Annotated in this window: 14 protein-coding genes and 1 rRNA gene; 4 read left to right on the forward strand and 11 right to left on the reverse strand. The window is 45.0% G+C overall.

What is annotated here, in order from left to right; all coding sequences use genetic code 11:
* From rrf to FTV42_RS06415, 3 genes are all read left to right on the forward strand, one after another.
* Positions 1–103 (forward strand): 5S ribosomal RNA (gene rrf, locus FTV42_RS06405); the annotation flags it as partial.
* A 208-nt stretch (positions 104–311) separates the two neighbouring features.
* Positions 312–1484, forward strand: coding sequence for a PQQ-dependent sugar dehydrogenase (locus FTV42_RS06410; protein ID WP_180038076.1), 1173 nt, complete (start codon positions 312–314; stop codon positions 1482–1484).
* A gap of 479 nt (positions 1485–1963) precedes the next feature.
* Positions 1964–2359: a tautomerase family protein gene (locus FTV42_RS06415; protein WP_180038079.1), complete on the forward strand. Its 396-nt coding sequence runs from the start codon at positions 1964–1966 to the stop codon at positions 2357–2359.
* Positions 2360–2627: 268 nt separating this feature from the next.
* Here the strand turns inward: FTV42_RS06415 and FTV42_RS06420 are convergent, their stop codons facing one another.
* From FTV42_RS06420 to ribF, 5 genes are all read right to left on the reverse strand, one after another.
* Entirely contained in the window at positions 2628–3170 is a 543-nt protein-coding gene (locus tag FTV42_RS06420) for an NADPH-dependent FMN reductase (protein ID WP_180038081.1), read from the reverse strand.
* 135 nt (positions 3171–3305) lie between these two features.
* On the reverse strand, positions 3306–3788 hold the full coding sequence (locus tag FTV42_RS06425; protein WP_004281217.1) for a peptidylprolyl isomerase: 483 nt from the start codon (positions 3786–3788) through the stop codon (positions 3306–3308).
* Entirely contained in the window at positions 3781–4320 is a 540-nt protein-coding gene (gene lspA / locus FTV42_RS06430; RefSeq protein WP_004281218.1) for a signal peptidase II, read from the reverse strand. Before lspA ends, FTV42_RS06425 begins: the two co-directional genes overlap by 8 nt.
* Positions 4313–7159 carry an isoleucine--tRNA ligase gene (gene ileS / locus FTV42_RS06435; RefSeq protein ID WP_180038082.1) on the reverse strand — a complete coding sequence of 949 codons (2847 nt, stop codon included), beginning with the start codon at positions 7157–7159 and terminating at the stop codon, positions 4313–4315. Before ileS ends, lspA begins: the two co-directional genes overlap by 8 nt.
* 64 nt (positions 7160–7223) lie before the next feature.
* Positions 7224–8225 (reverse strand): bifunctional riboflavin kinase/FAD synthetase, encoded by a 1002-nt coding sequence (ribF, locus tag FTV42_RS06440; protein ID WP_180038084.1) that lies wholly within the window; start codon positions 8223–8225, stop codon positions 7224–7226.
* Positions 8226–8456: 231 nt separating this feature from the next.
* On the opposite strand from ribF, the gene FTV42_RS06445 reads away from it, so the two are divergent.
* Complete coding sequence (locus tag FTV42_RS06445; RefSeq protein WP_005105280.1) at positions 8457–9020, forward strand: hypothetical protein; 564 nt, start codon at positions 8457–8459, stop codon at positions 9018–9020.
* 66 nt (positions 9021–9086) lie between these two features.
* On the opposite strand, the gene FTV42_RS06450 is transcribed toward FTV42_RS06445, so the two are convergent.
* The 6 genes from FTV42_RS06450 to FTV42_RS06475 all read right to left on the reverse strand — a co-directional run bounded on the left by FTV42_RS06450 (position 9087) and on the right by FTV42_RS06475 (position 14862).
* Positions 9087–9707 (reverse strand): TetR family transcriptional regulator C-terminal domain-containing protein, encoded by a 621-nt coding sequence (locus FTV42_RS06450; RefSeq protein ID WP_004281222.1) that lies wholly within the window; start codon positions 9705–9707, stop codon positions 9087–9089.
* A 323-nt stretch (positions 9708–10030) separates the two neighbouring features.
* Positions 10031–10837 (reverse strand): ABC transporter ATP-binding protein, encoded by an 807-nt coding sequence (locus FTV42_RS06455; protein WP_180038086.1) that lies wholly within the window; start codon positions 10835–10837, stop codon positions 10031–10033.
* A gap of 21 nt (positions 10838–10858) precedes the next feature.
* Positions 10859–11674 (reverse strand): aliphatic sulfonate ABC transporter permease SsuC, encoded by an 816-nt coding sequence (gene ssuC / locus FTV42_RS06460; protein WP_180038088.1) that lies wholly within the window; start codon positions 11672–11674, stop codon positions 10859–10861.
* Positions 11674–12849: an FMNH2-dependent alkanesulfonate monooxygenase gene (ssuD, locus tag FTV42_RS06465; RefSeq protein ID WP_180038090.1), complete on the reverse strand. Its 1176-nt coding sequence runs from the start codon at positions 12847–12849 to the stop codon at positions 11674–11676. The genes ssuC and ssuD overlap by 1 nt, the downstream gene beginning before the upstream one ends.
* Before the next feature lie 36 nt (positions 12850–12885).
* Complete coding sequence (locus FTV42_RS06470; RefSeq protein WP_180038093.1) at positions 12886–13881, reverse strand: aliphatic sulfonate ABC transporter substrate-binding protein; 996 nt, start codon at positions 13879–13881, stop codon at positions 12886–12888.
* A gap of 24 nt (positions 13882–13905) precedes the next feature.
* Complete coding sequence (locus tag FTV42_RS06475) at positions 13906–14862, reverse strand: sulfonate ABC transporter substrate-binding protein (RefSeq protein WP_180038095.1); 957 nt, start codon at positions 14860–14862, stop codon at positions 13906–13908.
* Positions 14863–15059: the final 197 nt, after the last annotated feature.

A 15059-nucleotide genomic window follows, 5' to 3' on the forward strand; every position in this document is an offset into this window, starting at 1 on the left:
AGCAAGAGTGAACCACCTGATCCCTTCCCGAACTCAGAAGTGAAACCTCTTAGCGCTGATGGTAGTGTGGGGTTACCCATGTGAGAGTAAGTCATCGCCAGCTCATTATTCCAAAATCCCCCTCCGCCAAGGCAGAGGGGGATTTTTTTTATGCGTGGGATTTAGTGGAAAGCTTAGACACTAATTCTTTATTAAAATAAATTCTATTTATAATTTTTAAAATATATTTATTTACTTTTCTATGCTGAATTTAGACCAGAAACTCTGTATCTTGATGTTAATTTGGACAATAAATCAGTATGGAGAAGATAATGTTGTCGCAATTTAAAATAAAAATTCTACTCAGTTGTTGTGCTTTAGCATTTACTGCCTGTCATGCAGAGAATCCATCTTCTAGAAGTACTCAAGAGACATCTACATCAGCTGCCAAATCGAATGCAGTCTCTTCAAGTGTGCAAAAATATAAGACTGAACAGGTTGCTCAATTTAATGAGCCGTGGGCGATTACTACTTTAAATGATGGCCGACTATTGATTACTGAGCGCAAAGGAAAATTGCAGCTCTTTGATCCAAAAACCAAGAAAAAAATTGAAGTTAAAGGTATACCTCAAGTCGCATATGGAGGCCAGGGTGGCTTAGGTGAAGTAGCCTTGCATCCAGATTTTGCAAAGAATCGGTGGGTATATCTGAGCTATGCCGAACAAGGCCAAGGCGGATATGGTGCAGTGGTGATTCGTGGCAAACTGGACCTAAATCAAGCCACTCCTCAACTCACACAAATTGAACGGATCTGGACGCAAGTTCCGAAATTTTCAGGCCAGGGACATTATGCCCATCGGATTATATTCGGGTCGGATGGTAAGTTATGGATCAGTTCAGGAGAGCGTCAGCAGTTTGATCCTGCACAGGACATGCAATCTAATGCCGGTAAAATTATTCGCCTGAATGATGATGGCTCAATCCCTGCCGATAATCCGTTTATGACTCAGGGTAAAATTGCCCAGCAGGTCTGGAGTCTCGGACATCGTAATCCTCTAGGCATGGCTTTTGATCCGAAAGGGCAGCTTTGGGTGATCGAAATGGGACCGAAAGGCGGCGATGAACTGAACAAGATTGTCAAAGCTAAAAATTATGGTTATCCGTTAGTGTCTAATGGCAATCATTATGATGGCAAGCCCATTCCTGATCACATTACCCGACCTGAATTTGAAGCCCCGGCACTGGATTGGACTCCGGTAATTTCTCCTTCAGATTTAATATTTTATACGGCTAATGTCTTCCCGCAATGGAAAAATAAGGCGATTGCGACCGGTCTGTCTTCCAAAGCGATTGTGATTGTGGATACGGCCCAAACTCCAGTGAAAGAAGTCCAGCGTCTGGATATGAAAGAACGGATTCGCGGGGTTGCTCAGGCACAAGATGGTTCACTGTGGGTGATTCAAGATGGTCCGCAAGCAGGTTTGTTAAAAATGACAGCACCTTAATCCTCTGTTTTTAGGATGCTTATCCGAAAATGAATTATTGAAAGGTGGAATAACGCAGCATGAGCTGACCCTCTGAATAAAAGGATTTTTAAGCTGATGTTGGCATGAAAGAAAAAAGCCTCTACATCCTGTGAAGGCCTTTTCATATTCTGTTAAAGGTATAATGTCTGTTATACCGATCAGCATCCTGCTACGTGAATTTTTTTATTTTTCTTACAAGACCTCCTGTCTTGGTATGATCTGAATATAGCCTGAAGCAATACAAAGCAATAGGGCAGTTTAACTGCATGGATTGTAGGTCAAAGCCGACAGCCGAATTTTAAAAAGATAAATTCAAAAATACTGTTTCAAAATGATCATCCGATCAAATTACAAATAGGGATAGTGATTTTGCTGTATGTTAGCGAGAGAATACTCTTCTGATATGCATCAACTGATATAAATAAAAACGTCGATAAAATAATAAAAAGGAAACTCCTATGCCTACGATTCAAATTGAAGTTCGGCAACAATATCCTCAAGCAGTTGAGGAACAATTGCTTAACAGCGTATTTCATTGTGTGAAAACTGCCTTTCAGCTGCCTGAATATGATCGTAATATTCGTCTGGTCGTGCATGAAGCGCATCGTTTTCAGTATATGAGTCATTTAGCTCAGCCTGAATATTTTACCTTGATCAGTATTGACTGTTTTGCTGGACGCTGTCTGGAGACCAAGCGCAATTTGTATCAGCAGATGGTCAAAAGTCTCGGGGAAATCGGTATTCCTGCAGATCATATTCTGATTCATCTGAGAGAAAGTGCATTGGAAAATTGGGGGATTCGAGGAGGACAAGCCGCCTGTGATGTTGATCTCGGGTTTAAGGTTAATGTCTGATGCATCCAGATCAGTAGTCACGTTAAATCTAAAGTTTAAACAGAAAAGCCTCAACATCCTGTCGAGGCTTTTCTGGATTTGCTTCTCAGATCTGACTCCTGTCTAATCTGTCAACGTCCTGTTGATTGGCGCTTTTTATTGTTGTCGTATCGCTGAGCAGACTTCCTGTCTGTCTATGTACTGACTATAGCCTCGCATAAAACGACCGCATAGCGGCCAAACTCTGCGCTGCATGTAGGCTAAAACGTACAGGACTGTCGTCCAGTGATTAAGCACTGACATATTGAATCAGTCTATCCACCACAGCTTTTAAGTTTTTATTATCAAATTCATTGCCTTGGAAGGAATAATCTTTGTTGCGTACAAAGATGTCACGGATTTCGATCACGGCATTGGTATCCACCAGTCCAAGTTGAGTGCCGACTTGACGAATCTGGTCAATCGAACGTGAGCCATTGGTCGCGCCATAACCAATATAAGCTGCCGGCTTGCCTTGCCATTCCTTGCCGAGATAATCCAGGGCATTTTTCAGGGCAGGGCTATAGCCATGATTGTATTCAGGCGTGACAAAAATAAAGGCATCGCCGAGCGCAATTTTATCTGCCCAGTCTTGCTGTTTGGGCTGATCATAAATCCCGGTCAATGGGGGATGAGCACCGGAAAATAGCGGAAGATCCCATTCTTTTAGATCGACAATTTCAGTTTCTAAAGTGCTAAAGGCATAACTTTTAATTTCCTGCAGTACCCAGTGCGCCACTTTAATCGCGGTACGTCCCTCACGCACACTCCCAACCACAATATAAATTTTCATGTTTCATCCTTTCTTCGGGTCTGATCATCAAATTAAATTAATCAGATTTCAGGAAGGTGACTAGAGATGATTTGTATCCGGAATATAAAAAAGCTCCCGAAGGAGCTTTTTCAAAATCAGATAATTAGCTGATGTTTACATCAGTTTAATGCCTTGCTGACCCGCAGGTGTAACTTTAAAGATTTCCACTTCAAAGGTGATGTTTTTGCCTGCCAATGGATGGTTAAAGTCCACTTCAGTGATGTCATCATTCACCGATCTCACCACGCCATACAGGGTGGCTTTGGCCTTGTCTTCAAACTCGATCATGTGACCTTCGATCGGACGTTCTCCGAACTTCACCGTATCAAATTTCTGGATATTTTCTGGATTCCATGGACCAAAAGCATCTTCTGGAGGCAGGCTCACCGTACGACGGTCACCGGCACGTAAACCAAACAGTGCTTTTTCAAAACCAGGCAGTAAATTGCCATCGCCAATCACCAGGCTGACCGGTTCTTCACGGCTACGGGTATTGTCAATTTCTACGCCATTTTCGATTGCGACAGAAAAGTGCAGCTCGACTTTAGAACCGTCTGCAACCCGGGTTTCTTCGTTAGGATGAATAAAATCAGTCATGTTGTGCTTGCGCCCGTTGAATTCGATGTTTTTCTAAGAAAAAGGTATCAATCAGCATCAGAATAGTGCCTACAGTAATAGCACTATCTGCGATATTGAACGCAGGGAAGTGGCTGTTCTGGTAATACACATGAATAAAATCGACTACATAGCCGAGGCTGACCCGGTCGATTAAATTACCGATGGCACCACCCAGAATCAGGGCAATCGCCAATGGTAAAATTTTCATGTCTTTTGGCATGCGCATCAGCCAAAACACAAAGATTACAGACACTAAACCTGCCAGTGAAGTAAAGAAATAGCGTTGCCAACCACCGGCATCGGACAGGAAACTAAAGGCAGCGCCATAGTTATGTAGCAGTGTCCAATTTAAAAAGGGCAGCACAGGAACAGGATCTGCATAGTTCAGATTTGTCACTGCAATCCATTTGGTCCATTGATCCAGAATGATCGCCAGAATGGCCAGTCCAACCCACCATAAATTATGTGGATAGAACTGGAATAAGCCCTTTTTGGTGTGGGTATTAGGCATATTTTCTCTCTTCGCCTTGGCCTGTAGGAAGGTTGATGATACAACGACCGCATAGACCAGGATGTGCAGAATGTGTATTTACATCTGGTAATACATGCCAGCAACGTACGCATTTTTCGCCATCAGCTGCTGAAACTTTCACATTCAAGCCTTCAAGATCAGACGCTTCACCTTGTGCTGCATCAAACTCATTGACGATCACTTGTGATGTGATCAGTACGAAACGAAGCTCATCACTTAACTTATCTAGCACTGCTTTTAATTCGGCATTTGCCCAAAGTTCAACTTTGGCAGACAAGTTAGAACCGACAGTTTTCGCGGTACGTGCAGTTTCAATGAATTTGTTTACTGCAGATTTCACGGCAATGAGCGTTTGCCATTCAGCTTCAGATACTACATTTGCAGTTGAAGCCACAGGAATATCATACCATTCAGCCGTGAACACGTATTTCTCTGATTGCTCAGGAATTAACGGCCAAGCTTCTTGTGCAGTGAAGCTCAGGATTGGTGACATCCAACGCACGAATGCTTGTACCAAGTGATACAACGCAGTTTGTGCAGAATGACGTGCTTGCGAATCCGCTTTCGTGGTGTATTGACGGTCTTTGATGATGTCTAAGTAGAAACCACCTAAGTCGTTGATACAGAAATTCGTTAAAGCAGTGGTGACGATATGGAAGTTCATATCTTCGTATGCTTTCTTAATGGTTTCTTGCACTTCAGATGCACGTTGCAAGATGTATTGATCAAGCGCGATCAATTGATCCACAGGCAGGGCATCTGTCGAAGGTTTGAAGCCATTCAGGTTCGCCAACAAGAAACGAAGCGTGTTACGGATACGACGGTAACCATCAGAGGCACGGCTAAAGATTTCTTTACCTGCGGTCATTTCATAACGGTAATCTGCCGATGCGATCCAGAAGCGTAAGCCATCTGCACCCATATCTTTAATGATGTCTTGCGGCGTGATCACGTTACCGATCGACTTGGACATCTTGCGGCCTTTTTCATCCACGACGAAACCGTGAGTCAGCAAGCCTTTATACGGTGCGCGTTCGTTAATCGCAATCGAGGTCAGTAATGACGACTGGAACCAACCACGGTGCTGGTCTGAACCTTCAAGGTACAAATCAGCAGGATCAGTCAATTCTTCACGTTCACGCAGTACAGCATAGTGCGTTGTACCTGAGTCGAACCAAACGTCTAGTGTGTCACGTACTGCATTGTATTGCTCAGCATCCGCACCGATAAACTCAGATGCATCACGGTTATACCAGCCGTCAATACCTTCCTGCTCAATCAGTTTAGCTACTTCTTCGATCAGTTCAGGTGTACGCGGATGCAATTCATTGGTGTCTTTATGTACGAATAACGGAATTGGCACGCCCCAGGTACGTTGACGTGAAATACACCAGTCCGGACGACCTTCAATCATCGCCTGAATCCGGTTTTTACCCCAGTCCGGTACAAAGCTGATATCGTTTTCAATCGCATTCAGTGCATTTTGACGCAGACCTTTGGCATCCATGCTGATGAACCATTGTGGGGTCGCACGGAAGATAATCGGGGTTTTATGGCGCCAGCAATGCGGGTAGCTATGCTTGATCACCACATGTGCCCAAAGCTTGGTCGCTTCAGTCAATGCTGCAATGATTTTTGGATTGGCTTTGTAGATGTGCTCGCCCGGGAAGATTGGTGATGTTGGTAAATATACACCATTACCGCCGACTGGGTTTTCTACTTTCAAGTTGTACTGTAAACCAACTTTATAGTCGTCCACACCGTGGCCCGGTGCGGTATGTACTGCACCTGTACCGCTAGCATCAGTGACGTGTTCACCCAAGATCACTGGCACTTGGCGCTCAGCAATTAAAGGATGTTGTAGTATTAATTTTTCAAGTTTTGCACCTGTGAATTCAGCAAGTACTTCAAATGCAGTAAAGCCATAACGCTGAGTCGCAGACTCAACCAATGATTTCGCCAAAATGAAGTTTTGTGCAGCTTTATCTTCGGCTGTTGCTTTTACCAGTTGGTATTCAAGTTCAGCATGCAATGCAACCGCCTGGTTGGCAGGCATGGTCCAAGGCGTTGTGGTCCAGATTACGATATCCGTACGATCAGCGATTTCTACGCCGACACGTGCAGATAAATCAGCAAGGTCTACAACCGTGAAACCGACGTCAATTGCATCCGATTTTTTATCTTCGTATTCAACTTCAGCTTCAGCGAGTGATGAACCACAGTCTAAACACCAGTTGACTGGTTTCAGACCTGGCTCGATATGACCTGCTTTCGCGATTGCACCCAATGAACGTACGATGTCAGCTTCTTGTTTGAAGTTCATCGTTAAGTAAGGATTGTCCCAATCCCCGAATACGCCCATACGTACGAAGTCTTTCTTTTGAAGCTCAACTTGGGTGTAGGCATATTCACGGCAGGCTTTACGGAAGGTAGATGCATCCACTTTTACGCCGACTTTACCGACTTTTTCTTCGACTTTGAGTTCGATTGGCAAACCGTGACAGTCCCAGCCCGGTACATACGGTGCATCAAAACCATCCATGACACGACTTTTGATAATGATGTCTTTGAGTACTTTGTTGACCGCATGACCCAAATGGATTTGACCATTGGCATAAGGAGGGCCGTCATGAAGCACGTATTTTTTCTTGCCAATACGCGATTCACGAATCTGCTGATAAATGTTGTCGGCATACCACTCTTCTAACCATTTCGCTTCACGTACTGCCAAATTTGCTTTCATTGCAAAGTCAGTACCTGGGAGGTTTAGCGTGGCTTTATAGTCCACTGCATTTTCAGGAGTTTGCTTATCGCTCATGCAAGTCGTCTTCCAATCTAATCAGTTATGTCACTGACACGTTTTACAATAAAAATATGGGATATTAAAAGGGAAATGTGGGGTGATTTCGACGAAACTCAAGCAGTTTCTCGACATCATCATCAATTCCGGCTTTTAGCGCTTCAAGCGAAGGATAGTCCTTTTCGCCATGTAAATAGTTTAAGAACGTCACCCGCATCAACAGGCCATACAGATTAGCAGAAACATCTGGAAAATGTACTTCTAATCGCCACTCTGGGTGTGCTTGTTTGATGGCTGGACGTGTGCCGACATGACCTGCCCCAAACAGGGCAGTCGGGTCATAACCCGCAATACCGGTTTGCGTTGCAGAGTCGGATTTTACTTTGTCTTTTAAGGATTGGGTTTCGCAAATGACTTCAACCCCATAAATTCCTTTGAGGCAGGGCTTATGACGGTTGAGCCGTACATTAATAGTAGGAAAATCAATGGTTCGACCAATCTGATCACCGTATTGCACCCGCCCGGTAATGCTATAAGGACGCCCCAGCAATTGTGCGGCCAAGGCTAAATCACCGGCTTGCAAGGTCTGGCGAATCCGGGTGGAACTGACGCGTTCACCATCCAGAGCAATGGTATTTAAATTGGTCACTTTAAAGCCGTAATTGCGCAGGAATTCACTGTTGCCTTGGCGGTTTTTACCAAAGTGAAAATCATCGCCTAAGACCAGATGCCGGGCATTCAGTTTTTCTTTTAAAATGTCGGCAAAGGCTTCTGCAGTCAGACTGCGAAAAGTATGGTCAAATTTCGCCACAGCGATATAGTCCACACCCAGCTCAGTCAGGTATTCAACTTTTTCACGCAACGATGAAATACGCGGTGGGGCCTCATAACCCTGAAAGTATTCAAGTGGTTGCGGCTCGAAAATCATCACTACAGATTTTAAACCCTGTGCTTTGGCCACCTGTTGCAGCTGACGGATCATCGCCTGATGGCCTAAATGCACGCCGTCAAAATTACCGATGGTCACGGCAGTTTTGGGTAATTCAGAATGAGAGGCTAAAGCATTTAGACGGAGCAGCTGCATGGGCAAATCAAGTGCTTAGAAATATCGAGAGGCTATATATTGCCATAATCTCGCGCTTTCGTCTTGCTGTTGTGTTTTTATGCAATATTTTTCTTGAAAATTCATCTTCCTTAGAATTGAGCAGTTTTGTTTTTGTACACATTGATCATGTCTGATCAGAGCACTGGTGCTTTTCATTCAGCCGCTTTTGTTTTCTAATATCAGGGTTTTTCTTGATATCAGGTATTTCGAATGTCCGATTTGGCGCTCATCATGGCTCTACCCAATGAATCCAAAGGCTTATTTGAAGCAGAAGGCATTCAGGTACATTACAGCGGGATTGGTAAAGTCAATGCGGCTTTTAAAGCTTTTGAGGTGATTCAGAATACCGGTTGCAGTACCTTGCTGAATTTGGGCAGCGCGGGGAGTTCGCATTTCGATGCGCATGAACTGGTCGAAGTCACGCAATTTGTACAGCGTGATATGGATGTTTCACCCCTCGGCTTTGAGGTCGGCATGACCCCGATGGATCAGCATTTCCCGGGTGCGATTGAGCTGGATTCTTTCTTTGACCATTTGCCGAAAGGAATTTGTGGCACAGGCGACAGTTTTGAAACCGGTATTTCAAAAGTGGCGTGTAATCTGGTGGATATGGAAGGCTATGCTTTGGCCAAAGTCTGTAAAAAGCTGGGCGTTCGGCTGATTTCAGTGAAATACATTAGTGATGGAGCCAATGAGACTGCGCATCTGGATTGGGAAGAAAATCTGTTGCTAGGTGCGAAAAAATTATTAGATTTATATCAAATGGTAAAATAAATAGGAAGGTTAAGTTTGCTCGGCGACCATAGTAGCTATGGTCGTGTGCCAATCAGAAGCGCTTGCTTATTTATCCGTGCGTGGAATCACGCCGTATAACATCATGTGAACCGTATGCTGGATAATGCGTTGCTGCATGCTGCGGTTACGCAAGGTTTTACCCGTGACCATTTCCATTTGAGTGGCAAAGTCTGCATAGTTCTGGGTAATCGCCCAAATATTCAGAATCAGTAACTCAGGATCAATATCTGCAGAAATTTTGCCTTGCTCTTGCCAGTTGGAAATTACTTTGGCTTTACGCTTGACCAGTTTTTTCAGTGGACCTTTTAAAATTTCCAGAATATGCGGTGCACCTTGAATCACCTCCAAAGCAAATAAACGAGATGCTTTAGGCTGGGTACGCGACACTTCAATTTTTTGCATCAAATAATTGGTGATCGCTTCTTCAGGTTCAAGTTCAGCTTCCAGGGTTTGTAAAGGCGCCAGCCATTTTTGTAGAACGGTGGTTAATACCTCGACATACAGGGCTTCTTTATTTTCATAATAATAGAAAATATTCGACTTATGCATTTCTGCAATTTGTGCGATTTCATCCAGACTTGCCCCATTAAAACCATATAGGGAAAATACGTCTAGTGCAGCATTTAGCAGCTGATTGCGTTTTTGAGTACTCTTTTTTTGTTCCATTAGCAAATATAAAAAACAATGAAAAAGGGAATCCTCAATTGTACGGCAAATCATCAGATTTGTGCACACAGTCACAGGCTAATTTTTTGAATAATGATGATTTATTCTCTAGATCAATATTTAAAACAGGCTAAATGCATCTACACCGGGAGAAAAATTCAAGTTTCTGAAAATACTTCATTTATTCATCTTTTTTCTTCATTAATTGGAGAGAGGAATAATACTGAAATGAATCTGATAAAAATGACCTCTTATTGAGATAAAAGTATTTTTTATAAGAATAAGACCCAAAACCATACTCGATTTTGGGTTGGATTAAGTATTTAGGTTGCTAAAACTGCCTGCAAGACCTGCTGTTCCAGTTCTGCAAATGCCACACTTTTTTGCCGGGGACGTGGCAAATTGACCCTAAACTCTTTGGCAATATGGCCTTTGTCCAGCAAGATAATCCGGTCTGCCAGTTGTACTGCTTCACTGACATCATGCGTGACCAGAATGGCGGTAAAGCCTTGCTCGGTCCAGAGACGTTCAATCAGGTTTTGCATTTCCAGACGTGTCAGGGCATCCAGAGCACCGAGCGGTTCATCCAGCAGCAGAATACGCGGCTGATGTGACAATGCTCGCGCCAAGGCGGTACGTTGCCGTTGTCCTCCGGAAAGCTGTGAAGGCCACAGTCCAGCTTTTTCTTTGAGTCCGACCTTTTCCAGCATTTGCGAAGCTTTGGCATGCTGCTCCTTCGGTAAACCGAGTTGAACATTCTGTTCGATGCTGCGCCAGGGCAGCAGGCGAGGGTCCTGAAACATCACCCGGATATCATCGGTAGTAATGCCTTCGCGAATATGCCGGGCTGACTTAAACTTGATTTCGCCGTAGCTTTGCTGTTCCAGATCGGCAATCAGGCGCAATAAGGTACTTTTACCACAACCGCTGCGACCAACAATTGCCAGAAATTCACCCGGCTGGATATGCAGGTCCAGATCTTCCAGAACCTTGACCGAACCGTAAAACTTGTGCAGCTGTTCAATGATAATTTCGGCACCGATCACTGCAGCAGGATTGATCTCTGCCGCAGGTTGGTCCAGTGGCACAATCGGGTCATTGGCATGACGCCCTAAACTGAGATCAGTCATCACATGCTCCTCATTTATTCTTTATTTTTGATAGCCGGCATGCCAGCGCAGCAGGAATCGCTCTAAGGCCACGGCCAGAACATCGGCCAGTTTGCCGAGCAGGGCATACAGTAAAATACCCACCAAGACCACATCAGTTTGCAAAAATTCACGTGCATTCATGGTCATATAACCAATACCAGACTGAGCAGAAATAGTTTCGGCAACGATTAACAATACCCAGACCAGACCTAGAGAAAAACGCAGTCCGACCAGAATTGACGGCATCGCACCCGGCAGAATAATTTCTTTATACAGTTGCCAGCGAGTTAAGCCGTAGCTTTTGCCCATCTCGATCAATTGCGGATCGACAGAACGAATCCCATGATAGGTATTGATATAAATCGGGAAAAATACCCCAATCGCCACCAGAAACAATTTGGCAGATTCATCAATCCCGAACCATAAAATCACTAGGGGAATAAGGGCCAGTGCAGGAATATTCCGAATCATCTGCAAGGTCGTATCGAGCAGGGTAGAGGCGGTTTTGGATGAACCATTTAACAGACCCAGCAATAGGCCCAAACCACCACCCACCAGTAAGCCGCTGATGGCACGCCCCGCACTGACTTGCACATGCGTCCACAGTTCACCGCTCAGAAGTAAATTCCAGAAGGCTAAAACCACGGCACTCGGTGCAGGCAGAATCCGGCTTTCCAGCAGGCCAGTGCTAGAGGCAATCTGCCAAACTGCAATCAAAAAAATTGGAACCAGCCAGGGCAGCAGATGCTGCCCCAGAATTGTTCCACGTGAAACCTGCTTTTGGGTCAAGGTTTCAACGAAAACGACTTTTGACATTAAGCAAACTCCTTAATTTTCTCAGCCTGCTTGTTCTCGTCCGGTGTGTAGTTGTTCGCCACGATTTCGCCGAATGGACCGGTCAGGTTTGGCTGAGCCAATTTTTTCTGGGTTTCAAGGGGTAAGAGTGGGAAGACCAGTTCTGCAAAACGGATGGACTCTTCCAGATGTGGATAGCCCGAGAAGATAAAAGTATCGATACCCAAATCAGCATATTCCTGGATACGTGCAGCGACAGTTTCCGGATCGCCGACCAGTGCCGTACCTGCACCACCACGAACCAGACCTACGCCTGCCCACAGGTTCGGAGAAACTTCGAGTTTACTGCGATCGCCATTGTGCAGTTCTGCCATACGGCGCTGACCGACCGAGTCCATGGATTTGAACTTGGCTTGGGCTGCAGCGATAGTGGCATCATCCACATATTGAATCAGTTCTTCAGCCGCCGCCCAGGCCTGCTCATTGGTTTTGCGTACGATCACGTGTAAACGGATCCCGTAATTCAGTTCACGACCTTTAGCTGCAGCCTTGGCTTTTACCACTGCAATTTTTTCTTTGACTGCTGCCGGTGGCTCGCCCCAGGTCAGGTAAGTATCGACCTGATCCGTGGCCAGCTCAATGGCATCATCCGATGAGCCACCAAACCATAAAGGCGGATGTGGCTGCTGGATTGGTGGATACAGCAATTTTGCATCATCGACACTTAAGCGTTCGCCATGGAAACTAAAGCTTTCACCGGTATGTGAGCGTTTTAAAATTTCACGCCAGATGGTGGTGTATTCGGTCGCCGTTTTATAACGGGTTGTGTGATCTTCATAGACGCCATCACCTTTTAGCTCCTGCTCGTCACCGCCAGTCACCAGATTCAGCAGTACTCGGCCATTAGACAAGCGGTCAAAGGTCGCGGCCATACGTGCAGCCAGTGCCGGCGTGGTCACGCCTGGACGCAATGCCACCAGGAATTTTAATTTTTTGGTCGCATCAATCAGGCTGGCTGCAGTTAACCATGGATCTTCACAAGAACGGCCAGTCGGAATCAGGACACCTTCATAACCAAGATTATCCACGGCAACGGCAATCTGCTTCATGTAGGCATGATCTACAACACGTGCGCCCTTGCTGGTGCCTAAGTAACGACTGTCGCCATGAGTGGGGATAAACCAGAAAATTTTCATGTAATATTCCTTAAATTAAATGATCTTGTTTGCTCATCAATGTGTGGCCGCTGGCGACCAGATCTGTTGCTGGACGCTGATGGTTTTGGGAATCAGTTGAACCTGCTGGAAGAGATCGGCAATATTCTGTTGAGCTTTGATCACTTCCGTCGTTAATGGTTGTACCGGCGAAGGTTTAAGACGACGCTCAAATGCAATCTTCGCTACATCCGGTTTCAGACCGGTACTTTTCTGATAAATATCTAGAGCTACAGCCTGGTTTTTAAGAATCCACTGGTCAGATGCATTTAAAGCCTGGATAAACTTCCCGGGGCTATCCGGATGCTTCTGAATAAATTCGGGATTGCCGATATAAAAGGAGTAGGTTTGTGGAAAGTCACTGGATTCAATCAGCACCTTAACCTTGCTGTCGAACTCGGCTGCACCCAGGAAGGGATCCCAGATTGCCCAGGCATCAATGGCTTTTTTGTCAAAAGCAGCACGTGCATCCGCAGGGGGAAGCCAGACGGCTTGAATCTCTGACCAGCTTAATCCGGCTTTTTCCAGGGTTTTGGCCAGAAGTTCATGGGCACTTGAACCTTTCTGCACCGCGATCCGTTTTCCTTTCAATTGTTGAATATTTTGAATGGCACTGTCTTTCGGCACGACCACGGCCAAAGAATTTCCCGCCACTTTTTCAAAGGCCACGTAGCTCAGGGCTTTGTCTGCCGCCTGTGCAAAAATGGGCGGAGTATTCCCCACATAGCCATAATCCACTGCACCGACTGCTAAGGCTTCCAGCATTTGCGGGCCTGCCGGAAACTCTTTCCATTCAATTTTGGCATTCGGGAATTGTTGTTCTAATAGCTTTTCATCGCGTGCCACCAGCAGATTCAAGGCTGATTTCTGAAAGCCAATCGCAATGGTTTTTACCGGTTGTGTTGCTTTGGTGTCTGCAGCAGTCTTTTGCTGTGCTTCCTGTTTCTGACAGCCAGTCAGACTAAAGCTCAATAACGCTAAACTGATATAAGAAACTGTTTTTAAATGACTCATCTTTATTCTCGAATTATTCTGCTGTTATTTAATAATTGCTGCATCAATATTCAGCTTTTGTGGAATCAGCTGCTGCGCATAAAATGCATCGGCGACTTGTTGCTGTTTTTGAATCACGTCAGTGCTGAGAGGTTTAACGCCAAAGCCCATGCGTGAAATAGAGGTTTTCAAGACATCGACGGCCAGACCTGTCGGTTTTTGCAGGAGCTGAGCGGCAGCGTCCTGATTTTTTGCCACCCAGTCCGTGGTCAGATTCAGTTCGTTGACCACCGCCTGTACCACCTGAGGATGGCTTTCTGCGAACTTGCGATCTGCCAGATAGAACTGATGATTGCTCACCACATTTTCACCGCTGGCAATGACACGCGCACCAATCTGATGTTCAGCAGCTGCAAAAAACGGATCCCAGATCACCCAGGCATCGACTGCACCACGTTCAAATGCAGCACGTGCATCGGAAGGTGGTAGATAAATCACTTCGATATCACCGAGTGTCAGCTTGTTGGCTTCCAGAAATTTTAGCAGCAGGTAATGCACGTTTGAACCTTTGTTCAAGGCCACCCGTTTGCCTTTCAGATCTTGAATAGACTGGATCGGTGAATCTTTCGGTACAATTAAGGCTTCAGCCTTAGGCGCTTGCGGCTGATTGGCCACATAGACCAGATTTGAGTTGGCCGCCTGGGCAAAAATTGGCGGTGCTTCACCGGCTTCACCAAAAGAGACGCTGCCGACATTCAGGCCTTCAAGCAGTTGTGGGCCGGCCGGAAATTCTACCCATTTCACATTGACCCCTTGCTGTTTTAAGCTGGTTTCCAGCGTGCCGCGTTCTTTTAAAATCGGTAATATGCCGTATTTTTGGAAACCTATATTCAGGGTAATGGTCTCTTCTTTTTTCGAGCAGCCTGAAAGCATCATGACACCCGCCATCGCAGTACCGACTACCACAGTCTTTGCTAAAAACTGAACATGAGATTGGCGCATGAATCAAAACTCCCGAAAATGACAAACTAGTGAATGAAAACTTAGACACACGCTAATCGTTTTTGTTTTTTCAAAAAAATAACTATTCAGGAATTTCTAATGAAGAAAAAAGATAAATAAAAAAGCGCAAAACTTATGCGAAAAAGTGATTTATATAAAAATGAATATTTACTATTTAAGTTAATCAAACTTATGAA

Origin of the sequence: Acinetobacter sp. YH16052 (assembly GCF_013417155.1) — a bacterium.
In the GTDB taxonomy this organism is placed as follows: Bacteria; Pseudomonadota; Gammaproteobacteria; order Pseudomonadales; family Moraxellaceae; genus Acinetobacter.

Bases quoted from the DNA above. Each gene is read 5' to 3' on its own strand.
- FTV42_RS06475 (WP_180038095.1), bottom strand. From the start codon at position 14,862: ATGCGCCAATCTCATGTTCAGTTTTTAGCAAAGACTGTGGTAGTCGGT.
- ssuD (WP_180038090.1), bottom strand. From the start codon at position 12,849: ATGAAAATTTTCTGGTTTATCCCCACTCATGGCGACAGTCGTTACTTA.
- FTV42_RS06445 (WP_005105280.1), top strand. From the start codon at position 8,457: ATGTCCGATTTGGCGCTCATCATGGCTCTACCCAATGAATCCAAAGGC.
- ribF (WP_180038084.1), bottom strand. From the start codon at position 8,225: ATGCAGCTGCTCCGTCTAAATGCTTTAGCCTCTCATTCTGAATTACCC.
- lspA (WP_004281218.1), bottom strand. From the start codon at position 4,320: ATGCCTAATACCCACACCAAAAAGGGCTTATTCCAGTTCTATCCACAT.
- FTV42_RS06455 (WP_180038086.1), bottom strand. From the start codon at position 10,837: ATGACTGATCTCAGTTTAGGGCGTCATGCCAATGACCCGATTGTGCCA.
- FTV42_RS06410 (WP_180038076.1), top strand. From the start codon at position 312: ATGTTGTCGCAATTTAAAATAAAAATTCTACTCAGTTGTTGTGCTTTA.
- FTV42_RS06415 (WP_180038079.1), top strand. From the start codon at position 1,964: ATGCCTACGATTCAAATTGAAGTTCGGCAACAATATCCTCAAGCAGTT.
- ssuC (WP_180038088.1), bottom strand. From the start codon at position 11,674: ATGTCAAAAGTCGTTTTCGTTGAAACCTTGACCCAAAAGCAGGTTTCA.
- FTV42_RS06420 (WP_180038081.1), bottom strand. From the start codon at position 3,170: ATGAAAATTTATATTGTGGTTGGGAGTGTGCGTGAGGGACGTACCGCG.
- FTV42_RS06470 (WP_180038093.1), bottom strand. From the start codon at position 13,881: ATGAGTCATTTAAAAACAGTTTCTTATATCAGTTTAGCGTTATTGAGC.
- ileS (WP_180038082.1), bottom strand. From the start codon at position 7,159: ATGAGCGATAAGCAAACTCCTGAAAATGCAGTGGACTATAAAGCCACG.
- FTV42_RS06450 (WP_004281222.1), bottom strand. From the start codon at position 9,707: ATGGAACAAAAAAAGAGTACTCAAAAACGCAATCAGCTGCTAAATGCT.
- FTV42_RS06425 (WP_004281217.1), bottom strand. From the start codon at position 3,788: ATGACTGATTTTATTCATCCTAACGAAGAAACCCGGGTTGCAGACGGT.